The organism is Oceanibaculum indicum P24 (assembly GCF_000299935.1).
In the GTDB taxonomy this organism is placed as follows: domain Bacteria; phylum Pseudomonadota; class Alphaproteobacteria; order Oceanibaculales; family Oceanibaculaceae; genus Oceanibaculum; species Oceanibaculum indicum.
Window position 1 is genome coordinate 32311 of the sequence record NZ_AMRL01000002.1, and the last position, 22012, is coordinate 54322.

The window sequence follows — 22012 nt, forward strand, 5'->3', positions numbered from 1 at the left end:
CCGGTTTTAGCCGAACTTCAGCAGGAAGCGCACGATCTTCCGTGTGCGCTCGCCGAACAGCTTCGGCGTGTAGAAGCTGCCGGCGGCGCGCTTGCCGACCTCGCCCAGCGTCGGATAGGGCAGGATCAGCGAGGCGATGGCGCCGATCTTCATCTTGCTAGAGACCGCCAGCGCCCACAGCGCGATCAACTCACCCGCCTGCGGGCCCAGGATCGTTGCCCCCAGGATACGGCCATTCGGCAGGGTAACGATCTTGGCATAACCTTCCGTCTCGCGCTCGGCCTGCGCCCGGTCATTCTCGTGGAAGCCCCAGCGCAGGATGCGGATATCGCCATGCTGCTGCCGCGCCGCCTCCTCATTCAGGCCGACCTGCGCCAGTTCCGGATCGGTATAGGTGACCCAGGGCACGGCCGAATAATCGACCTTGGCCGGCAGGCGGAACAGCGCGTTGCGGATGACGATGCCGGCGTGATAACCGGCCATGTGGGTGAACTGATACGGCCCGGCGACATCGCCGATGGCGAAGATGTGCCTGTTGCTGGTGCGCAGGCGGGCATCGACCTCGATGCCCTTCTTGCCGTAGCGGACGCCGGCAGCCTCCAGCCCCAGCCCCTCGACAGACGGTGCGCGGCCGGTCGCCACCAGCAGATGGCTGCCCGAAACCTCCTCGGCGATGCCATCCTTCTCCACCATCACAGACACACCGCCCTGCTTCGCGGCGACGCCCAGCGCCTTGGTGCGCTCCAGCAGCCGGATACCATCGGCGCACAGCCGCTTGCGCAGCTGCTCGACCAGCTCCGGATCGTCCTTGCCGGCGACAGTGGCCATCTCGATCACCGTCACCTCGCAGCCGAGGTAGCGGTGCGCCTGCGCCATCTCCAGCCCGATCGGCCCGCCGCCGAGGATCAGCAGATGCGCGGGCTTTTCCGGCATCCCGAAGATCGTCTCGTTGGTGAGGTACGACACGCTCTCCAGCCCCGGTACCGGCGGAATGGCGGCGCGCGACCCGGTGGCGATGACGAAGCGCTTCGCGCGGATGAGTGTATCGCCGGCAACCAGCTCTGCCGGGCCGGTGAAACGGGCATCGGCCTGGATCACCGTGACACCCAGCCCTTCGAACCGCTCCACCGAATCATGCGGCGCGATGGCGGCGATCACGCCAGCGACATGCGCCTGCACCCGGGCGAAATCTATGCTCGCCTGGCCGTCGATGCCGAATTCGGCGCTGTGATTGGCGATGCGGGCGCGGCGGCCGGCGGCCAGCAGCGCCTTCGACGGCACGCAGCCATAGTTCAGGCAGTCGCCGCCCATCTTCGCGCGCTCCACCAGCACGGTGCGGGCGCCCATCTGCGACGCCCCGGCGGCCACCGACAGCCCGGCCGAACCGCCGCCGATGACGCAGATATCGGTCTCGATACGCTGGCTCATCGGTGCGCCCGCTTCCAGGCCTTGTAGCCCACCGGCAGCAGCGACAGCGCCGCGAGGCCCAGCAGCGGCAGCAGGATTTCCATATCGAAAATGAGGCCGAGATCCGGCGTGCCGCCGCGCTCGAACAGCGCGCCCAGCCCGTTGCCGACACTGACATAGACCAGGCTGCCGGGAATGATGCCGACCAGCGTGGTCAGGGCAAAGACACGCAAGGAAACACCCAGCAGGGCCGGGACGATGTTCACCACGAAGAAGGGGAAGAGCGGCACCAGACGCAGCACCAGCATGTAGGAGACGGCATTCTCGTTGAAGCCGCCCTGCATCCTGCCCAGCCAAGGTCCGGCGCGGCGGCGCAGCGCATCCTGGCACATGTGCCGGGCGGCGAGGAACACCGCGACCGCGCCTGTCGTCGCCCCGGCCACCACGATCAGCGTACCCGACGCCGTGCCGAACAGGAAACCGGCCAGCAGGGTCAGCACCGTCGCCGCCGGCAGCGAAAAGGCGACGAACAGCGCATAAAGGACGGCATAGGCCAGCGCCGCGAGCAGACCATATTCCGCGACCAGCGCCATCAGCGCATCGCGGTTGTCGCGCACCGCATCGATGGTGCAGTACCGGTTGAGGTCGAGCGCGAAGAACAGGGTCAGCGCGACAGCCAGGACGAGCAGCGGCCAGAATCGGCGCAGCAAAAGCCCCGCGCCAGCCTCCCTGCCGTCCTGTCCGTGCGTCTGCGCCACCTGATCGCTCCATGCCATATCGTTCGAGCCGTATATAAACACATGGCCGGGACACGGCCACTCACCATGCCGTGAACCGGGCCGTGAACCGGGCCATGAAGGGCGCCGTGAGCTACCGCGCGGGGCGGATACGCTGCATGGTTGACCCGAACCAGACTCCGGCCTAGCTTCCGGCGCTCAAATTAGCGGAAAGTTACGCGCCATGACCTCCATCCAGCCCTTCGAGCGAGAACTCGCCCCCGCCGCCCGCGCCTGGCCCTTCGAGGAGGCGCGCAAACTGCTGGACCGCATCGGGGGAAAAGTCCCGGAGAAGGGGTATGTGCTGCTGGAGACCGGCTATGGCCCGTCCGGCCTGCCGCATATCGGCACCTTCGGCGAGGTGGCGCGCACCACGATGGTGCGCCAGGCCTTCCAGCGCCTGTCCGACATCCCGACCAAGCTGTTCTGCTTCTCCGACGATATGGACGGCTTCCGCAAGGTGCCGGACAATGTGCCGAACAAGGACATGCTGGCCGCCCATCTGGGCAAGCCGCTGACCTCCGTGCCGGACCCGTTCTCGAACGAATATCCGAGCTTTGGCGCGGCCAACAATGCGCGGCTGCGCGCCTTCCTCGATTCCTTCGGCTTCGAGTACGAGTTCCAGTCGGCGACCGACTGGTACAAGTCCGGCCGGTTCGACCCGATGCTGCTGGCGATGCTGCGGCATTACGAGGAAATCCAGGCGGTCATGCTGCCGACGCTGGGCGAGGAGCGGCAGCAGACCTATTCCATCTTCCTGCCGATCTGCCAGAAGACCGGCCGCGTACTGCAGGTGCCGGTGGTCGAGACCAAGCCGGACGACGGCACCATCGTCTATCGCGGCGAGGATGGCGCGCTGGTCGAGACGCCGGTGACCGGCGGCAATGTGAAGCTGCAATGGAAGGCCGACTGGGCCGGCCGCTGGTTCGCGCTGGGCGTCGATTACGAGATGTACGGCAAGGATCTGATTCCGTCGGCGGAGCTGTCGGCGAAGATCGTCCGCATCCTGGCCGGCAAGGCGCCGGAAGGCTTCGCCTACGAGCTGTTCCTGGACGAGAAGGGGCAGAAGATTTCCAAGTCCAAGGGCAATGGCCTGTCGGTCGAGGAATGGCTGACCTATGCCCCGCCGGAGAGCCTGGCACTGTACATGTTCCAGTCGCCGCGCAAGGCGAAAAGGCTGTATTTCGACGTCATCCCGCGCGCCGTGGACGATTACCGCACCTTCGTCGGCAAGTTCGCCGAGGAGGAGGAGGCGAAGAAGCTGGAGAACCCGGCCTGGCACATCCATGGCGGCAAGCCGCCGGCGCCGGACAGCACCGGCCTGACCTTCGGCATCCTGCTGAACCTCGCCAGCGCCTGCCATGCCGAGAGCAAGGAGGTGCTGTGGGGCTTCATCCGGTCCTACGCGCCGGGGGCAACGCCGGAGGGCGACCCGCAGCTCGACCGGCTGGTCGGCTATGCGCTGAACTACTACCGGGACTTCGTCGCCGCCAATAAGGCCTACCGTGCGCCGACCGAGGCGGAGCGCGGCGCCTTCGAAGCGCTGGCTGCCCAGCTGGAAGCCGCCCCTGCGGACGCCAGCGCGGAGGATATCCAGAACCTCTTCTACGAGGTCGGCAAGACCATCATGGCCGAGGATCTGCGCGGCTGGTTCAAGACCGTCTATGAGGTGCTGCTGGGGCAGGAGCAGGGGCCGCGCATGGGCTCCTTCGTGCAGCTCTATGGCCGCGACAACATGGTGGCGCTGATCCGCAAGGCGCTGGACGGCAAGCTCGCCTGAGCAGGCCGGAGCGGCGGGCGCAAGGCATTGTTCCCGCCGTCCCGCTGTCGTAGCTTAACGGCGTTTCTCCCGCACCGTCGCCGAACAGGACGATGACAGAGCAGACGACGCCAACCGCCGAGGCAACACCGGCCCCGCAAGCGCCCTACCGGGTGCTGGCGCGCAAATACCGGCCGCAGACCTTCGCCGAGATGATCGGCCAGGAGGCGCTGGTGCGCACGCTGCGCAACGCCATCGCGTCGGGCCGGCTGGCGCATGCCTTCATGCTGACCGGCGTGCGCGGCGTCGGCAAGACGACCACGGCGCGCATCCTGGCCCGCGCGCTGAACTGCACCGGCCAGGACGGGCAGGGCGGCCCCACCGTCAGCCCCTGCGGCGTGTGCGAGGCCTGCCGCGGCATCGCCGAGGACCGCCACCCCGACGTGCTGGAGATGGACGCCGCCAGCCGCACCGGCGTGAACGATATCCGCGAGCTGATCGAAGGCGTGCGTTACCGCCCGGTCTCGGCGCGCTACAAGATCTACATCATCGACGAAGTGCACATGCTCTCCACCGCCGCCTTCAACGCGCTGTTGAAGACGCTGGAGGAGCCGCCCTCGGACGTGAAATTCATCTTCGCCACCACGGAAATCCGCAAGGTGCCGGTGACCGTGCTATCGCGCTGCCAGCGCTTCGACCTGCGCCGGGTCGATCTCGACGTGCTGTCCGGCCATTTCGCCGCCATCGCGCAGAAGGAAGGCATCGGCATCGAGGAGGGCGCGCTGCGCCTGGTGGCCCGCGCCGCCGACGGATCGGTGCGCGACGGGCTGTCGATCCTCGACCAGGCCATCGCGCTCGCCGGCAACGACGCCGAAAGTGCGACGGTCACGGAAGAGTCGGTGAAGGGCATGCTGGGCCTCGCCGACCGCGACCAGGCGCTCGACCTGTTCGACGCGGTGATGCGCGGCGACCCGACGGCAGCGCTGGAACGGCTGGCCGGCCTGCATGGCGTCGGCGCCGACCCGGTGGTGATCGTCCAGGATTTGCTGGAGCTGACGCATTTCCTGACCCGGCTGAAGGTCGCCCCCGCGGCGGTCGCGGCCAGTGGCCTGTCCGACGCCGAGCTGGCGCGCGGCAGGGATATCTCCTCGCGGCTGGGCGTGGCCGCGCTGGCCCGTGCCTGGCAGGGGCTGCTGAAGGGGCTGCAGGAAGTACAGACCGCGCCGCAGCCGCTGCAGGCCGCCGAGATGGTGCTGATCCGCCTCGCCCACATGGCGGAGCTGCCGCCGCCGGCCGAGCTGATCCGGCAGGCAAAGGAGGGCGGCGGGAGTGTTGCCCCGGCGGGTGCCCCGATGCCCGCGCCACATTCGCCACCCTCTGGATCAGCATCGCGGCCTTCGGCAGCGCCACAAGCCGCCCCGCCCGCCGATGCGGTTGGGACCAGCGCGGGCGGCACCGACGACATGCCGCCCTGGGTAACTGGTGAAAGTGGTGGCGGGCCGCAGGCGATGCGCCAGCCCGCGCCGCAGCCAGCGGTTCAGGTGGAACCGGCCCTGCCCGACCCGCGCAGCTTCGCCGAGGTGGTAGCGCTGTTCCGCGATAATCGCGAGGTGCTGCTGCAGAGCGAGCTGGAAATGAAGGTGCACCTTGTGCATTTCGAGCCTGGCCGCATCGAGTTCCATCCCGGCCCCGGCACACGGCCGGACCTCGCCAGCCAGATCGGGCGCTATCTGGGCGAATGGACCGGGCGGCGCTGGCTCGTCTCGGTCTCGCGCGAGCCGGGCCAGCCGACCATCGCCGAACAGCGCCACGCGGCGGAGAACGAACAGCGCGACCGCGCCAGCCGCCACCCGCTGGTGCTGGCCGTGCAGGACCATTTCCCCGGCGCCGCCATCGCCGATGTGCGAGCGCTACAGCCGGCCGAGACGCCGGTTGCCGGGGTATCAGACACGCTCGACGGCACGATGGACGATGGCATCGCCGGCGAGGACCAGAGCGAAGAGGATTGATGCGATGAAGAATCTGGCAAGCATGATGAAGCAGGCGCAGCAGATGCAGGCCCGCATGACCGAGATGCAGGCCGAGCTGGAGCGCCACGAGATGACCGGCCAGTCCGGCGGCGGCATGGTGACCGTCACGCTGAACGGCAAGGGCGAGATGCGGGCGATCAAGATCGACCCGACGCTGGCCACGCCCGAGGATGTCGAGGTGCTGGAAGACCTGATCGTTGCCGCCACCAACGACGCCAAGGCCAAGGTCGAGGCGCACATGGCCGAGCAGATGCAGAAGCTGACCGGGGGCATGAAACTGCCCGAAGGCATGAAGCTGCCGTTCTGAGGATGGCCGGCGCCGGCACTGCTCTTTTCCCCGGCGGCCTTCCAGTTCCCGCTTTTACGACGACCGTCACCCCCGGCCTTGTGCCGGGGGTCCAGGCTTCCGCTTGCTGGATGCCCGCTCGAGTAAACTGAACCCTGGATTCCCGGGACAAGCCCGGGAATGACGGCTGGAGGAAGCGAAAGCGAGGTTAGGTGGAGCTGGGTGAGGGGGAGCCCCCCGAAGCCCCCCTATCGGCGGAACTGCTTGCCCAGCGTCAGCCCCTGGCGCTGGTAGGAGGAGCCGATGCCCTGCCCGTACAGCTTGTCAGGCGCGGCCGACAGCTTCTCGTAGATCAGCCGGCCGACGCGCTGGCCATCCTCGATCAGGAAGGGCACGTCGTGCGAGCGCACTTCCAGAACGCCGCGCGAGCCGATGCCGTCGCCGTCGCGCCCGCCGGCCGCACCATGGCCGAAGCCGGGATCGAAGAAGCCGGCATAATGCACGCGGAACTCACCGACCGAGGTATCGTAGGCCACCATCTCGGCGGCATGGTCGGGCGGCACCGCCACGCTTTCCTTGGACGCCAGGATGTAGAAATCGTCCGGGTCGAGCACCAGCCCGTCCTTGGCGGCGCGCAGCGGCTCCCAGAAGTCTTCAATGGCATAAGCACCGATATTGTCGAAATCGATGAGGCCGGCATTGCGCCGGGCGCGATAGCCGATGACGCCGCCGGCAAAGCCGGGGGCCGCCGTCTCGCCCGACAGATCGACGCTGAACGGCACGCCGCCGCGCAGATCGGCGCGTTCCAGCGCCCGGTCGGTCAGCTGCTGGGCCGCGTGCAGCGCATGCAACTCGGAGGCGCTGAGGCCGGGCTGCCCCTTGCGCAGGCGCAGCTGGTTCAGCCGCGTGCCCTGACGCACCAGCACCGAAAAGGTGCGCGGCGCGATCTCGGCATAGAGCGGCCCTTCATAGCCGGCGGGGATCGCCTCGAACGCCTCGCCGCCATCGGTGATGACGCGGGTGAAGATGTCGAGCCGCCCGGCCGAGCTTTTCGGATTGGCGAGCCCGGCGATGCCGGCGCGCAGCCGCAGCCGTTCCATCAGCGGCACGATATAGACACAGCCACGCTCCAGCACCGCGCCGCGCGACAGATCGATCTCGTGCATGCCGAACTGCTCGATCTTCTGCCGCACCGCCACACCCTGCCCCGGCAGGAAGCTGGCGCGCACGCGGTAGGCGATGGCCCCCAGCCGCAGGTCGAGGCTGGCCGGCTGCACCTGATCCTCCCCAATCGGCACATCGGCCAGGATATCGCCCTGCTCGATCAGATAGCGCAGCATCTGGGAGGGCAGGATGCCGGTGCCGCGCACCGGCTGGGCCGGAGCACCTGAGGCGGAGGCGGTCTGCGGGGCGCTGTCGGCCATGGGCTGTCGCGGTCCTTCGTTCGCGGCTAATGCAGCCGTCATACCGTCGCAATGGTTTCCGTGGCAAGATGCCAGCATGTGCCGATTAGTGCTTTGCCGCACGGCTCACATTGACTCCGGCGGGCGTTGCGCTTATACACCGGCGCTCGATTTTCAGAAATTCTCGACGTTGGCCAACGGAGAAAACCCGTGAAGCGTACTTTTCAGCCCAGCAAGATCGTTCGTGCCCGCCGGCACGGTTTCCGCGCCCGCATGGCGACTGTCGGCGGCCGCAAGGTGATCGCCAACCGCCGGTCGCGCGGCCGCAAGCGCCTGTCGGCCTAAGACCATTTCCTATCACGCTGCCGCCCCAGTCGAACGGCCGGCGGCAGCGATGGCCGAGGTGGCGATGGCCGAGCCCCAGCGGACCAGTCCCGAGCGGGCCGAACCACAGCGGAAAGACGGGTCTTCGCTCGCCCGCCTGAAGCGCCGTGCCGACTTCCTGCGCGTCGCCGGGGTGCGCCGCAAATGGGTCACGCCCGGCGTGATGCTGCAGGTCGCCAACGCGCAACCGGACGCCCAGCAGGCTGGGCCTGATGGAACCACGATCCAGATCGGCTTCACCGCCAGCCGCAAGGTCGGCAACGCCGTGGTGCGCAACCGGGCCATACGCCGCCTGAAAGCCGTTGTGGACGAGGTCATGCCGCTCTACGCCAAGCCCGGTCTCGACTATGTGCTGATCGCGCGCCGCGACACCGCGACGCGCCCCTATGCGCTGCTGGTCGAGGATCTGAAGCTGGCCCTGCGCAAGACCGGTGCCCTCAGGGCCGATGCCCCGCGCACCGAAGGGGAGGCGTCATGAGTCCCCTCGTCCATATTCTGCGCTTGCCGATCCATCTCTATCGCTACGGTATCTCGCCCCTGCTGGGCGTGAATTGCCGTTTTGCGCCAAGCTGTTCGGAGTATGCGCTGGAAGCGCTGGCGACGCATGGCGCGCTGAAGGGCGGCTATCTTGCCGCACGCCGCATTCTGCGCTGCCATCCCTGGGGCGGATCGGGCTATGATCCCGTGCCCTCCGCCGGGGCAGCCGGACAGGACGGCAAGACGGCCACCAATTCCTGCACACATCCTTCCCACACGCGCGCCCATGGCGGGCATGAAACGGTTACGGGCTGATTTGCGATGACCGATCAGAAGAACCTCATCCTCGCCATTGGCGTCTCGCTGGCGATCCTGCTGGGCTTCCAGTACTTCTTCGAATTCCCGAAGATGCAGGAGCAGCAGCAGGCGCAGACGAGCGAGCAGATCGCCCAGCAGGCGCGCGAGCTGGATGCCTCGCGCCCCAGCCCGGCGGCGCCCGGCGCCGATGTGACGGCGGGTACGGTGACCGCGGCCAACCAGCCGCAGACCCGCGAGCAGGTGATCGCCGCCAGCCCGCGCATCCGCATCGATTCGCCCCGGCTGCGCGGCAGCCTGTCGCTGACCGGCGGGCGGCTCGACGACATCACCCTGCGCGACTACCACGTCAACCCGGACAAGAGCAGCCCGAACATCACGCTGCTGACCCCGCGCGGCCTGCCGCAGCCCTATTATGCCGAACTGGGCTGGGTCGCCGGCGCCGGCAGCAGTGGCATCGCCGTGCCCGGCCCGGACACGGTCTGGCAGGCCGACCGCGACGTGCTGTCGCCCGGCCAGCCGGTGACGCTGACCTGGGACAATGGCCAGGGGCTGCGCTTCGAAAAGCGCGTGGCGCTGGACAGCGACTACATGTTCACGGTCACCCAGCGCGTCACGAACGAAAGCGGCCAGCCGGTGAACCTGCACAGCTACGCGCTGGCCTCGCGCGGCGGCACGCCGCAGACCTCTGGCTTCTTCATCCTGCATGAAGGCCTGCTGGGCGTGTTCGACGGCACGCTGAAGGAAGTCGATTACGACGACATCCAGGAAGACAAGCAGGTCGAGATGCCCTCGACCGGCGGCTGGATCGGCATTACCGACAAATACTGGCTGGTGGCCCTGGTCCCCGACCAGCAGGAGCAGGTGAAGGCGCGCTTCCTGCACACCACGCGCAACAATGACGACCGCTACCAGGTGGATTATCTGGATGCGGGCCGCGAGATCGCCGCCGGTGCCACGCTGGAAAGCGTGAACCGGCTGTTCGTCGGCGCGAAGGAAGTGCGCACCCTCGACCGCTACGAGGAACAGTACGGCATTGCCAATTTCGACCTCGCCATCGATTTCGGCTGGTTCTACTTCCTGACCAAGCCGATCTTCTACGCCATCGACTGGCTATACCATTTCCTGGGCAATTTCGGCCTCGCCATCCTGGCGCTGACCGTCGTCATCAAGCTGCTGTTCTTCCCGCTCGCCAACAAGTCCTACAAGGCGATGAGCAAGCTGAAGGAGCTGCAGCCCAAGATGATGGAGCTGCGCGAGCGGATCGGCGATGACCGCCAGCGCCTGAACCAGGAAATGATGACGCTGTACAAGAAGGAGAAGGTCAATCCGGCCGCCGGCTGCCTGCCGATCCTGGTCCAGATTCCGGTGTTCTTCGCGCTCTACAAGGTGCTGTTCGTCACCATCGAGATGCGCCATGCCCCGTTCTATGGCTGGATCAAGGACCTGTCGGCGCCCGACCCGACGACGATCTTCAACCTGTTCGGCCTGATCCCGTGGGACCCGCCGCAGATGCTGATGATCGGCGTGTGGCCCATCATCATGGGCGTCAGCATGTTCCTGCAGCAGAAGCTGAACCCGCAGCCGGCCGACCCGCTGCAGGCGAAGATCTTCATGTTCCTGCCGATCGTGTTCACAGTCATGCTGGCCAGCTTCCCGGCCGGCCTGGTGATCTACTGGGCGTGGAACAACACGCTGTCCATGGCGCAGCAGTACGTCATCATGCGCCGCATGGGCGTGAAGATCGGCGGCGGCAAGGACAAGAGCGTCACCGCGCCGGCCGCCAAGCCCAAGGCCGAGGACAAGAAGCCGGCCGAGTCCGCTGGCAAGACCAAGCCGGCCAAGAAGAAGTCCTGACGGCGGGATGGACAGCACCCTGCAGGACGAGGCCGAACGGAAAGCCGCGCTTGAGGCCGGCCGCCTGCTGTTCGCGCAGGAATGCGGCTTCGTGGCGGCAACGACGACGCTGGACCGGTTGCCGCCCGACAGCCTGCCGGAGATCGCCTTCGCCGGCCGCTCCAACGTCGGCAAGTCCAGCCTGATCAACGCGCTGACCGGCCGCAAGACGCTGGCCCGCACCTCCAACACGCCGGGCCGCACCCAGCAGCTGAACTTCTTCGATCTCGGCCACCGGCTGCTGCTGGTCGATCTGCCAGGCCATGGCTTCGCCAAGGTCTCCAAGACCCAGGTGCGGGACTGGACGAGGCTGGTGAAGGATTACCTGCGCGGCCGGGTCTCGCTGCGCCGGGTCTGCCTGCTGGTCGATGCGCGGCACGGGCTGAAGGATAATGACCGCGAGGTGATGGCCCTGATGGACCAGGCCGCCGTGGTCTATCAGGTGGTGCTGACCAAGACCGACAAGACCAAGCCGGCCGAGCTGCAGGCCACGCTGGACAAGCTGTCCGCCGAGCTGTCGAAGCGGGTTGCGGCCTATCCCGTGCTGTTCCCGACCAGCGCGGTCAACGGAGAGGGTATTCCCGAACTGCGCGCGGAACTGGCCACGCTCGCCTTGCAGCCGTAACCGAGCGCTGGTAGCCATTTATCGAAGCGAAAACGCCACCAGAGGGATCGCAGCGCCATGACCAGCAAGACTCCGTCCACCCCCAGCATCAGCCCGCGCGACTGGCTGTCCACGGCCAAGGTGTTGTCGGAGGCGCTGCCCTATATGCGCCGCTATGCCGGCCGCACCGTGGTCGTGAAGTATGGCGGCCATGCCATGGGCGACGAAAGGCTGGCCGCGCTGTTCGCCGCCGACATGGTGCTGCTGAAGCAGGTCGGCATCCACCCGGTGGTGGTGCATGGCGGCGGTCCGCAGATCGGCGAGATGCTGAAGAAGCTGCAGATCCAGAGCGAATTCATCGACGGGCTGCGCGTCACCGACAAGGCCACCGTCGAGGTGGTGGAGATGGTGCTGGCCGGCGCCATCAACAAGCAGATCGTCAGCGCCATCCAGGCTGCCGGCGGTCAGGCCGTGGGCCTGTGCGGCAAGGACGGCAACCTCATTCAGGCGCGCAAGCTGGAACACCGGCAGAAGACCGATTCCAACATCGAGAAGGTGCTGGATCTGGGCTTCGTCGGCGAGCCGATGAAGGTGAATACCGAGGTGCTGCGCGTCTTCAACGACACCAAGTTCATCCCGGTCATCGCCCCGGTCGGCATCGGCGAGGACGGCCAGACCTACAACATCAACGCCGACACCGCCGCCGGCGCCATCGCCGGCGCGCTGAACGCCAGCCGCCTGCTGATGCTGACCGACGTGTCCGGCGTGCTGGACAAGGACAAGAAGCTGATCGACGAGCTGACGCTGGCCGATGTGGACCGGCTGATCCGCGAGGGCACCATTTCCGGCGGCATGATCCCGAAGGTGGAGACCTGCGTGCAGGCAGTCGAGGGCGGGGTGGACGCCGCCGTCATCCTGGACGGGCGCGGCGAGCATGCGGTGCTGCTGGAAATCTTCACCGAACACGGCGCCGGCACGCTGATCCGCAGGGGATAAGCCGCACAGGCCGCCGGTTTTCGGCAGCCGGTTTGGGGCCGCTGGTTTTCTTTCCTGAAAAGGAGACTGGCAACGACCCGAAGCGAAACTCGTTACGGCTGCTTCCTTCCGGACCTGACCGGGTTGGCGAGGACTCCGTCCGCGCCAGCCTCCCGGCCCCTATATCGCGCCAAAATAAACAGAATGCAAGAGGACATATCAAGAACTAGAGTCAGAAGCTGCCCTGATTTCAGAAGTTAGAAGGTGGACAGTTGTTGAAACAACGCCATAAGGACAGCGCTCATTCTCTCTTCTTCTTATTAACTCTGCAGATCTTTTTTCTGCAACAATTACATTCTTTACTATGTTGTCACAATTCAACGTCTTTCTTCCACTAACTTTATAATCTTTGTCAATTTTTTCCAAGTGTCTTTGAATTTCATGTCGATTCCCAGGTTTATCAAAATCACAAAAATGCAGTAAAAGCCAAACTTCAAAACAGGGATTAGAGCGGGCAATTTTAATTTTTTTACGCTCACATAATCTTATTGCCTCATCAAAATTTGGGTGTTCATCGCGATCAAAAACAACCCAAATTTGATCTGCTGCCTCATATGAATCTTTCTTTCGTCGGTTTCTAATGTCCGCAGAACTCTCAATTGCTGACTCTGCCATAGTCATTGGAACCCCGGCCGCCTTAATTATACGAAATTCAATTAAGGAACCCGTGTATAATCTCTTTATTGCTTCAAAATACTCTGGCTCTGTAAGCGCCCCTTCACAAAATATAATAAACCTTGCCCTTGGCTCTCTTTTGAATTTATCGCGCCGTAAATCGAATTTGCGAGTCATAATCAGACAGTTTCCTAGATATAAGGCACTGCTCCATATCTTCCCTGCAGATATCCTCGCTCAAGATTATCTCCTTTTCGAGTCCTGAAATCTGTCAACGGATATATATGTGCGCTGCCGTCGTAGGCCTTCTGAACAAACCATAGTTGGTCTCTCCTGAAGAACTTTGATTTTAGAATATTAGTGTCGTGTGTGGTGGCAATTAGCTGAGAATTATTCTTATTAATCGTATTATTAGAAAATAAATTAACTATAGATTCAACAATCTGCGTATGAAGACTCGCATCCAATTCATCTATAATTAAGACGCCGCCTTTATCCAATACGGAGTATATGCGTCCCAATAGTACCAATAGCCTTCTGGTTCCAGAGCTCTCCTTAACAAGATCAAAGAACACTTCTTCACCTGATTCATGCAAGTGAGCTAGCCTAATTTCGTTAGATGGAAGTAAGTTAGCTTTTATTTCCACTTCGTTCGTGGAGAGTTTGGTAACAGCGTCATAAATTACCTTCTCCAAACTCTTCACTTCTTCAGGAAATTCGGCAGGTACTCGCATATACCCCACGACGCCTGTTCCAATTTCCTTCAAAAACTCAATAATGCGAGGATCCAGCTCATCCGAATCAAAGGCGCGCACAGATACAGCAGAAACTGTTCTGATTCCTTCAAAAAATCTCGCGATTTCTGACAACAAGCCATGACCCGCCTGAGCTGCAGCAGAAATATACAAAGAGTTTTTTCTAGTGATTTCTGAGATAGTTTTATTTTTTCCCTTTAAATTTCTTCCAAAAGAAAATTTACCTTCGCTTCTATGGTATAATTTTCTTTTCCTATTCTTTGGATAATCATACAGCTCTTCGAAAATAACCTCTTTGTCAGAGACGGCAAATGAAAAATGATATCTATTTTTATTTAAAATAAAATCGATGGAAAATTTTGATGGAAGAATCAAGCAATCATTGCAAAGAGCAAAGACCTCCCTACCAATTTCTTCGTCAGCTTTTTTCTTGTTATATGACGAAATAACCATGTATTTCATAAAATTAATAGAATTAATTATTGCTGTTTTGCCAGATGCGTTGGCGCCATATATCATTATAGAAGGGAGGATTTTCACATCCTCTCTGCCTGGGTAATCTAACAACCCTGCTTTGGCATCACTCAGATCTGAAGCGACGAGCGACACGCTTTGTGAGTTTTTTATTGCAAGAAAATTTGAGACGCTGAATTGCAAGAGCATAGATGCCTCTAGATAACACTTTAAGTGGCCATCCTAACAAAATCTTGCGATATTCACACGTAAAATACACAAAGGAATCATACTGCCCCCATGCCGCGAATGAACTATTACGCCTATGGCGGGCTGGACCGCGCCGCCGCCCTGCGCCAGCGCGAGGAATGGCTGGAACACACGCTGATGGAGCCGGAGACGCGGCTGGTGCCGGTCTGGCGCAGCCGCAATCTGGTGGCCGAGGGCGACGAGCCGAAGCCGGTGCTGCTGGAACCGGAGGCCGCGCGCGACCTGATGGATGGCAAGCGGCACACCGCCCTGCTGGGCGTGCGCGATGGCGTCACCTATGTCGCACTCGACGTCTCCGACCTGGATGAGGAGGAGGCGCAACGCCGCATCGCCAGTGCCGGTCCGCGCGCCAACTTCGTCGATCTGCGCGCGGTGGGGCCGCTGATGGTGCGCGAGGAGGGCTCGCTGCTGGCCTATGCGCGCGGCCTGATGTACTGGCATCTGCGCCACCGCTTCTGCGGGCTGTGCGGCCACCCGACCCTCGCGAAGAAGGCCGGGCATGTGCTGAAATGCAGCAATCCCGATTGCGCCACCGAGCATTTCCCGCGCACCGACCCCGCCGTCATCATGCTGGTGGAGCAGGGTGACCGTGCGCTGCTCGGCCGCTCCCCGCGTTTTGCCGAGGGCATGTATTCGACGCTGGCCGGCTTCGTGGAGCCCGGCGAAAGCCTGGAGGAGGCCGTCGCCCGCGAGGTCGAGGAGGAGACCGGCGTGAAGGTCTCCGACGTGCGCTATCACTCCTCCCAGCCATGGCCGTTCCCCTCCTCGATCATGTTGGGCTTCTATGCCACGGCGGAGAGTACGGAGATCACCATCGATACGGAGGAACTGGCCGACGCGCGCTGGTTCACCCGCACCGAGATGAAGGCGTTCGACGGGGTGAGCCGACGCCTGCCGCGCACGGATTCCATCGCCCGCCGGCTGATCGACGACTGGCTGGCCGAAAAGGCGTAGGCGTCAACGCGGCGGATTCAGATGTTCTGTCAATACCGACCTACCCTAAATCGTCACCCTCGGGCTTGACCCGAGGGCCCAGGGGCGGCGCCTTGCCTGGGACGCCATGCCCTGCGTCCCTGGATTGCCGGGTCAAGCCCGGCAATGACAAGGAGTAATTAGTCTAGCGCCCGTTCTGCTTGGCGATCTGCCGGTAGGGGTTGGCTGGATAGGTTCCGAGGATCTTCACGGCCCCTTTGGGACAGAAGAATTTCAGCTCCTCCAGCGCGTGCTGCATCGACTGGCTTTCCGGGTGCCCCTCGGCATCGACATAGAATTGGGCCGCCTCGAACGAGCCGCCGACCATGTAGCTTTCCAGCTTGGTCAGGTTCACGCCGTTGGTGGCGAAGCCGCCCAGCGCCTTGTACAGCGCCGCCGGCACGCTGCGCACGGCGAACACGATGGTGGTGACCACCGGCTGGTCATCCAGCGGCGGGACGATGCCCTGCCGCGCCATGATGAGGAAGCGCGTGGTATTGTGCGCGGCATCCTCGACATTGGCGCGCAGCACCTTCAGCCCATAGATCTCGGCGGCCAGCGGCGAGGCCAGGGCGGCGATCTCCGGATCGTTCAGCTCCGCGATCTCGGCGGCAGCACCCGCCGTGTCGGGATGGACGACGGGCTTCAGCTTCAGCTCGCGGATCAGCTTGCGGCACTGCGCCAGCGCCATGGCATGGCTGCGCACCTGGCTCAGGCCCTCGATGCTGGCATCCTTCGCGGCCAGCAGCGTCAGTTCGACGCGCTGGAAATGCTCGCCGATGATATGCAGGCCGGATTCCGGCAGCAGATGGTGGATGTCGGCGACCCGGCCGGCGACGGAATTCTCCACCGGCACCATGGCCAGCTCCGCGGCACCGCTGGAGACCGCTTCCAGCATGTCCTCAAAGCTGGCACAGGGCATCACTTCCATATCCGGACGGGCAGCGCGGCAGGCCATGTGCGAGAAGGCGCCGGGCAGGCCCTGGAAGGCGATGATGTTCTTCGGATCGGTCATGAGAGGCCCCTGGAGATGCCCCCGATTTAGCGGCCAGAGGCAAGGAGTTGCCGGGCCCGGTCGAGGTCGGCGGGAGTATCGACGCCGAGCGGAACCGTGTCAACGCGCGCCACCTCGATGCGCATGCCGGCTTCCAGCGCGCGCAGCTGCTCCAGCTTCTCGCGCAGCTCCAGCGGGCTCGGTGGCAATGAGACGAAGCGGCGCAGCGCGTCCCGGCGATAGGCGTAGAGGCCGATATGGTGGAACAGCTCGCCCTCGCCCCAGGGCGCCGTGGCGCGGGTGAAGTAGAGCGCATGGCCGACATCGCCCGTCTCACGCCAGGCCACCACCGGCTTCACCACCTGGCTGGCAGTGCGCTCCTCCGCAATCGTGATCGACGCGGCCAGCGTGCCGATATCGACCGCCGGGTCGGCCAGCAGATCGAAGGCCTTGGCGACAATGGCCGGGTCCAGCGTCGGCAGGTCGCCCTGCACATTCACCACCGCATCATAGGCGCCCTCCGGGTCGATGCGTTCCAGCGCCTGCCAGATGCGGTCGGAACCCGAGGGTAAATCCGGGTCGGTCAGCACCGCCTGACCACCCGCTGCCGCCACCGCCGCCACGATCTCCGGCTCGGCGGCCGCGACCCAGACCGGGCCGATGCGGGCCTCCATCGCGCGGCGCCAGACTTGCACGATCATCGGCGCGCCGCCGATATCGGCCAGCGGCTTGCCGGGCAGCCGGGTCGAGGCCATGCGCGCCGGGATGATGATCACGGGCCGGGTTGCAGCGGGGGAAACGGGGGCGTGAGCCATGATTCCGAACAGCTTTCTGTAACGAATGACTGACAGTGCGCGACAGAATGCCGCACCGAAATCGCCGATGCGAGGACGCTTTTGCGTCGCGCCGGCGGCGAAAGACGATATATCGGTGCCTTCAGGGACAGCACGACGCCGGATTTCCCTCGGATTACCCGGCGCCGCGCCTTTCCTTTGGACACGCGCGCCGGGAATCACTAATCTCCCGCGCTCTGGAAAAGCAATACGGGACGTGACGAGGTCTCTCCATGTCGACATTTGAACTGAACAAGGTTGCTGCCGGTGTCCTCATTGGCGCCCTGCTGTTCATGGTGACCGGTTTCCTGGGGCACATGCTGGTGGCGCCCAAGCCGCTGCAGGAAAATGCCTACAAGGTCGAGGTCGCCGAGGAAGCCACCGCCACGGCCGCCGCTCCGCAGGAATTCCAGTGGCCGGAGCCGATCGCGCCGCTGCTGGCCTCCGCCGACGCCTCGGCTGGCGAGGCGCTGGTGAAGCGCTGCACCGCCTGCCACACCTTCGAGAAGGGCGGCCCGAACCGCGTTGGCCCGAACCTCTACAACATCGTGAATGCCGACAAGGCGCATCTCGGCGATTTCGCCTATTCCGACGCGATGGCCTCGGCCGAGGGCGAGTGGGGCTACGAGAATCTCAGCCGCTTCATCTTCAATCCGAAGGAATATATCCCGGGCACGAAGATGAATTTTGCCGGGCTGAAGAAGGATACGGACCGCGCCAACCTGATCGCCTATCTTCGCTCGCTGTCCGACAATCCGGCTCCGCTGCCGTAAGCAGCTCTCCGTGACCGAGACTTGCCCCGACTCGCTCGTCCGCTTCGCCGGCCATCTGGCCGACGCGGCGGGCGAAGTCGCGCAACGCTACTTCCGCAGTGGCGTGCAGGCGGAGGACAAGGCCGACGAAAGCCCGGTCACCATCGCCGACCGCACCGCCGAGGCGGCGATGCGCGCCCTGATCGAGAAGGAATTTCCCGACCACGGCATCATCGGCGAGGAACATGGCAGCGTGCGCCGCGACGCCGAATGGGTCTGGGTCCTGGACCCGATCGACGGCACCAAGGCCTTCCTTACCGGCAAGCCGCTGTTCGGCACGCTGATCGGGCTGCTGCACAAGGGCGAGCCGGTGCTGGGCGTCATCAACCAGCCGATCATCAATGACCGCTGGATCGGCGGCGCCGGCCACCCTACCACGCTGAACGGCATTCCGGCCCGTACCCGCCCCGCCGAGAAGGGCCTGGGCGGTGCTGTGCTGCAGACCACCTCCCCCGACATGTTCAAGGACGGCAAGTTCGCCGCCTTCGAGCGAGTCGGCAAGGCCTGCAAATTCATCCACTGGGGCGGCGACTGCTACGGCTTCGGCCTGCTGGCCAGCGGCTTCATCGATATCGCCATCGAATCCTCGCTGCAGCTCTATGACTGGGCGGCGCTGGCCCCCATCATCGAACAGGCCGGCGGCAGCCTGACCGACTGGCAGGGCAAGAAGCTGGAAATCCGCGATGGCAGCTTCGACGTGGTGGCCTGCGGCGACCGCCGGATGCTGCCTGCTGTCCTCGACCTGCTGAACGCCTGAATTTGCACGGCTGAGCCGGCGCCTCCAGCGGCGCCTGGCGGCTTTTTTTGCGCGAAGTAAGTACGCGCCTCTCCTTTATCCCGCGCGATCTGCCATTATATCGCCGTTAAGCACGGTTACCCGGATACCCGTTCCGGCCCCGAATTTTCGGCCCGCCTTCGGAGAGGAGACACGAAAAGCCCATGCGACAGACGCTCGCCCGCTTCCTGCTCCTGCTGCTGTCCTTTCTTGCGCTGCCCGCCCTGACGGTACCGGCCACGGCGCAGGAGGTGACGACCAGCCACGCGCTGATCCTGCACGGCACGCCGAAATACCCGGCGGACTTCAAACATTTCGAGTATGTGAACCCGGACGCGCCGAAGGGCGGCGAGGTCATTCAGGCCGCCATCGGCACCTTCGACAGCCTGAACCCCTTCATCCTGCGCGGCGTCTCGGCGGCGGCGCTCGGGCTGACCTTCGACACGCTGCTTCAGAGCAGCTCGGACGAGGCCTTCACCGAATACGGCCTGCTGGCGGAAAGTATCGAGCTGCCGGCCGACCGCAAATGGGTCGCCTTCACGCTGCGACCGGAAGCCCGCTTCCACGACGGCAAGCCGGTCACGGCAGAGGATGTGGTGTGGAGCTTCGAGACGCTGAAGGCCAAGGGCGCCCCATTCTACCGGGCCTATTACGCCGATGTGCTGAAGGCCGAAGCGCTGGGCGAGCGCAAGGTGCGGTTCAGCTTCGGCGACACGGTGAATATGGAGCTGCCGCTGATCATCGGGCAGATGCCGGTGCTGCCGAAGCACTACTTCGCCGATAAGGAATTCGACCGCACCTCGCTGGAGCCGATCACCGGCAGCGGCCCCTACAAGGTGGCCAGCTTCGAGCCCGGGCGCACCATCACCTATGAGCGGGTAGCGGACTACTGGGCCAAGGATCTGCCGATCATGCGCGGCCGCTATAATTACGACCGCATCCGCTACGATTATTACCGGGACGCCACCGTCGCCATCGAGGCCTTCAAGGCTGGCGCCTACGATTTCCGGCTGGAGAACAGCGCCAAGGAATGGGCGACCGCCTATGATTTCCCGGCCCAGCGCCAGGGGCTGGCGGTGCAGCGCGAAATCCCCCACGAGCTGCCGACCGGCATGCAGGGCTTCGCAATGAACACCCGCCGCGCGATCTTCAGCGATCCGCGCGTGCGTCTGGCGATGAACTATGCCTTCGACTTCGAATGGTCGAACAAGGCGCTGTTCTACGGCGCCTATACGCGGACCGAGAGCTATTTCTCCAATTCGGAGTTGGCCTCGCGCGGCCTGCCGGAAGGGGAGGAGCTGAAGATCCTGGAACAGTTCCGCGGCAAGATTCCAGACGAGGTCTTCACCACCGAATACAAGAACCCCACCACCGACGGGTCGGGCAACAACCGCGCCAATCTGCGCAAGGCGCTGGAGCTGCTGCAATCCGCCGGCTGGCAGGTGAAGGGCGGCAAGCTGGTGAATGCGGCGGGCGAGCCCTTCGCCTTCGAAATTCTGCTCTCCAGCCCGACCTTCGAGCGGATTGCCCTGCCCTATGCGAAGAATCTGGAGCGGCTGGGCATCGAGGCCAGCGTGCGCACGGTGGACACCGCGCAGTACCAGAACCGCATCGATGGCTTCGATTTCGACATGACCGTCGATGTCTGGGGCCAGTCGCTGTCGCCCGGTAACGAGCAGCGCGATTTCTGGGGCTCCAGCCGCCGCGACGAGCAAGGCAGCCGCAACACTGCCGGCATCGCCGACCCGGTGATCGACCAGCTAATCGACATGGTGATCCAGGCGCCGGACCGCGACAGCCTGATCGCCCGCACCCGCGCGCTGGACCGGGTGCTGCTGTGGGGCCATTACGTGGTGCCGCACTGGCATATCCGCGCCTTCCGCACGGTCTATTGGGACAAGTTCGCGCAGCCCGACATCACGCCGAAATACGCGCTGGGCTTCAGCGATACCTGGTGGATCGACCCGGCCAAGGCGGAGAAGGTGAACGCCTTCCGCCGTCGGTCCAGCAACTGACCGGAAACCGGTAGCGCCCCGTGCTGGCCTATATCGTCCGCCGCCTGCTGCTGATCGTCCCGACCCTGTTCGGGATCATGGTGCTGAACTTCGTCATCGTGCAGGCCGCCCCCGGCGGGCCGGTCGAACGCATGATCGCGGAGATCCGGGGCACGGCGGTGGATGCCACGGCGCGCATCACCGGCGGTGGCGGCGAGCAGGCACCTGGCGGCGGCACCGAGTCGCGGTCCTCCAGCCGCAGCGGCGACGAGTCCGCCAGCCAGTATCGCGGCGCGCGCGGCCTGCCGCCCGAGCTCATCAAGGATCTGGAGCGCCAGTTCGGCTTCGACAAACCGCCGCTGGAACGCTTCACGCTGATGATCGGCAATTATCTCGCCTTCGATTTCGGCGAGAGCTTCTTCCGCAACCAGCGCGTCGTCGATCTGGTGCTGGACAAGATGCCGGTGTCGATCTCGCTGGGGCTGTGGACCACGCTGCTGGTCTATCTGATCTCCATCCCGCTCGGCGTGCGCAAGGCGGTGCGCGACGGCAGCGCCTTCGATGTCTGGACCTCCGCCGTTGTCATTGTCGGCTACGCCATACCGGGCTTCCTGTTCGCCATTCTGCTGGTGGTGCTGTTCGCCGGCGGCAGCTTCCTCGACTGGTTCCCCTTGCGCGGCCTGACCAGCGCCAACTGGGAGCAGCTGTCCTGGCCGGCCCGCATCGTCGATTATTTCTGGCATCTGGTGCTGCCGATCACCGCCATGGTCATCGGCGGCTTCGCCGGCCTGACCATGCTGACCAAGAACTCCTTCCTGGAGGAGATCAACAAGCAGTACGTCATGACCGCGCGAGCCAAGGGGCTGACCGAGAACCGCGTGCTGTACGGCCATGTGTTCCGCAACGCCATGCTGATCGTGGTCGCCGGCTTTCCCAGCGCCTTCATCGGCATCCTGTTCACCGGCGCGCTGCTGATCGAGGTGATCTTCTCGCTGGACGGGCTGGGGCTGCTGGGCTTCGAGGCGGCGATCAACCGTGACTATCCGATCATGTTCGGCACGCTGTATTTCTTCACCCTGCTGGGGCTGCTGCTGAACCTGGTGGGCGACCTGATGTATGTCGCCATCGACCCGCGCATCGATTTCGAGAGCCGGGAGGTCTAGGGCG

21 protein-coding genes and 1 other RNA gene are annotated in these 22012 nt (G+C 64.1%); 14 read left to right on the forward strand and 8 right to left on the reverse strand.

Translation table 11 applies throughout. From position 1 onward, the window contains the following. Window positions 1-6: 6 nt before the first annotated feature. Both P24_RS02040 and P24_RS02045 read right to left on the reverse strand, forming a co-directional pair. Window positions 7-1428, reverse strand: a complete 1422-nt coding sequence (locus P24_RS02040) for a dihydrolipoyl dehydrogenase family protein (protein ID WP_008943027.1) — start codon at window positions 1426-1428, stop codon at window positions 7-9. Next, entirely contained in the window at window positions 1425-2165 is a 741-nt protein-coding gene (locus tag P24_RS02045; RefSeq protein WP_237740150.1) for a TVP38/TMEM64 family protein, read from the reverse strand. The genes P24_RS02040 and P24_RS02045 overlap by 4 nt, the downstream gene beginning before the upstream one ends. 202 nt (window positions 2166-2367) lie before the next feature. Between P24_RS02045 and P24_RS02050 the strand changes: the two genes are divergently transcribed. The 3 genes from P24_RS02050 (at window position 2368) to P24_RS02060 (ending at window position 6279) form a co-directional block, all read left to right on the forward strand. After that, window positions 2368-3963 carry a lysine--tRNA ligase gene (locus P24_RS02050; RefSeq protein WP_008943029.1) on the forward strand — a complete coding sequence of 532 codons (1596 nt, stop codon included), beginning with the start codon at window positions 2368-2370 and terminating at the stop codon, window positions 3961-3963. Window positions 3964-4055: 92 nt separating this feature from the next. After that, on the forward strand, window positions 4056-5951 hold the full coding sequence (locus P24_RS02055) for a DNA polymerase III subunit gamma/tau (RefSeq protein ID WP_008943030.1): 1896 nt from the start codon (window positions 4056-4058) through the stop codon (window positions 5949-5951). Between the two features lie 4 nt (window positions 5952-5955). After that, window positions 5956-6279, forward strand: a complete 324-nt coding sequence (locus P24_RS02060; protein ID WP_008943031.1) for a YbaB/EbfC family nucleoid-associated protein — start codon at window positions 5956-5958, stop codon at window positions 6277-6279. A 227-nt stretch (window positions 6280-6506) separates the two neighbouring features. On the opposite strand, the gene P24_RS02065 is transcribed toward P24_RS02060, so the two are convergent. Next, on the reverse strand, window positions 6507-7682 hold the full coding sequence (locus P24_RS02065) for a 2'-deoxycytidine 5'-triphosphate deaminase (protein ID WP_008943032.1): 1176 nt from the start codon (window positions 7680-7682) through the stop codon (window positions 6507-6509). 189 nt (window positions 7683-7871) lie between these two features. On the opposite strand from P24_RS02065, the gene rpmH reads away from it, so the two are divergent. The 6 genes from rpmH to argB are packed head-to-tail and all read left to right on the forward strand — an operon-like array spanning window position 7872 to window position 12333. After that, the gene (gene rpmH, locus P24_RS02070) at window positions 7872-8006 is read left to right on the forward strand and encodes a 50S ribosomal protein L34 (RefSeq protein ID WP_008943033.1); all 135 of its coding nucleotides are present in this window, start codon (window positions 7872-7874) and stop codon (window positions 8004-8006) included. Between the two features lie 49 nt (window positions 8007-8055). After that, window positions 8056-8523, forward strand: coding sequence for a ribonuclease P protein component (rnpA, locus tag P24_RS02075; protein ID WP_008943034.1), 468 nt, complete (start codon window positions 8056-8058; stop codon window positions 8521-8523). Beyond that, entirely contained in the window at window positions 8520-8837 is a 318-nt protein-coding gene (yidD, locus tag P24_RS02080) for a membrane protein insertion efficiency factor YidD (RefSeq protein ID WP_008943035.1), read from the forward strand. Before rnpA ends, yidD begins: the two co-directional genes overlap by 4 nt. Before the next feature lie 6 nt (window positions 8838-8843). Beyond that, a complete protein-coding gene (gene yidC, locus P24_RS02085) occupies window positions 8844-10694 on the forward strand; it encodes a membrane protein insertase YidC (protein ID WP_008943036.1) in 1851 nt (616 codons plus the stop codon). A gap of 7 nt (window positions 10695-10701) precedes the next feature. After that, a complete protein-coding gene (gene yihA, locus P24_RS02090; RefSeq protein WP_008943037.1) occupies window positions 10702-11358 on the forward strand; it encodes a ribosome biogenesis GTP-binding protein YihA/YsxC in 657 nt (218 codons plus the stop codon). A gap of 57 nt (window positions 11359-11415) precedes the next feature. After that, on the forward strand, window positions 11416-12333 hold the full coding sequence (argB, locus tag P24_RS02095; RefSeq protein WP_008943038.1) for an acetylglutamate kinase: 918 nt from the start codon (window positions 11416-11418) through the stop codon (window positions 12331-12333). A 60-nt stretch (window positions 12334-12393) separates the two neighbouring features. On the opposite strand, the gene ffs is transcribed toward argB, so the two are convergent. The 3 genes from ffs to P24_RS19580 all read right to left on the reverse strand — a co-directional run bounded on the left by ffs (window position 12394) and on the right by P24_RS19580 (window position 14405). Beyond that, window positions 12394-12484: signal recognition particle sRNA small type (gene ffs / locus P24_RS19570), an RNA gene on the reverse strand. 47 nt (window positions 12485-12531) lie between these two features. Then, window positions 12532-13164, reverse strand: a complete 633-nt coding sequence (locus P24_RS19575; protein ID WP_083859460.1) for an RloB family protein — start codon at window positions 13162-13164, stop codon at window positions 12532-12534. 14 nt (window positions 13165-13178) lie between these two features. Continuing rightward, window positions 13179-14405, reverse strand: a complete 1227-nt coding sequence (locus P24_RS19580) for an AAA family ATPase (protein WP_083859461.1) — start codon at window positions 14403-14405, stop codon at window positions 13179-13181. 90 nt (window positions 14406-14495) lie between these two features. Between P24_RS19580 and nudC the strand changes: the two genes are divergently transcribed. Further along, the gene (gene nudC / locus P24_RS02100; RefSeq protein WP_008943040.1) at window positions 14496-15419 is read left to right on the forward strand and encodes an NAD(+) diphosphatase; all 924 of its coding nucleotides are present in this window, start codon (window positions 14496-14498) and stop codon (window positions 15417-15419) included. A gap of 163 nt (window positions 15420-15582) precedes the next feature. Here the strand turns inward: nudC and P24_RS02105 are convergent, their stop codons facing one another. Continuing rightward, window positions 15583-16452, reverse strand: a complete 870-nt coding sequence (locus P24_RS02105; RefSeq protein WP_008943041.1) for a prephenate dehydratase — start codon at window positions 16450-16452, stop codon at window positions 15583-15585. A gap of 26 nt (window positions 16453-16478) precedes the next feature. Continuing rightward, window positions 16479-17246 (reverse strand): 3-deoxy-manno-octulosonate cytidylyltransferase, encoded by a 768-nt coding sequence (locus P24_RS02110; protein WP_051013062.1) that lies wholly within the window; start codon window positions 17244-17246, stop codon window positions 16479-16481. 251 nt (window positions 17247-17497) lie between these two features. On the opposite strand from P24_RS02110, the gene P24_RS02115 reads away from it, so the two are divergent. From P24_RS02115 to P24_RS02130, 4 genes are all read left to right on the forward strand, one after another. After that, window positions 17498-18037, forward strand: coding sequence for a c-type cytochrome (locus P24_RS02115; protein WP_008943043.1), 540 nt, complete (start codon window positions 17498-17500; stop codon window positions 18035-18037). A 10-nt stretch (window positions 18038-18047) separates the two neighbouring features. Beyond that, a complete protein-coding gene (gene hisN, locus P24_RS02120; protein ID WP_008943044.1) occupies window positions 18048-18833 on the forward strand; it encodes a histidinol-phosphatase in 786 nt (261 codons plus the stop codon). Between the two features lie 182 nt (window positions 18834-19015). Then, window positions 19016-20866 (forward strand): extracellular solute-binding protein, encoded by a 1851-nt coding sequence (locus P24_RS02125; protein ID WP_008943045.1) that lies wholly within the window; start codon window positions 19016-19018, stop codon window positions 20864-20866. A 20-nt stretch (window positions 20867-20886) separates the two neighbouring features. Beyond that, on the forward strand, window positions 20887-22008 hold the full coding sequence (locus tag P24_RS02130; protein WP_008943046.1) for a microcin C ABC transporter permease YejB: 1122 nt from the start codon (window positions 20887-20889) through the stop codon (window positions 22006-22008). The last annotated feature ends 4 nt before the right edge of the window (window positions 22009-22012 follow it).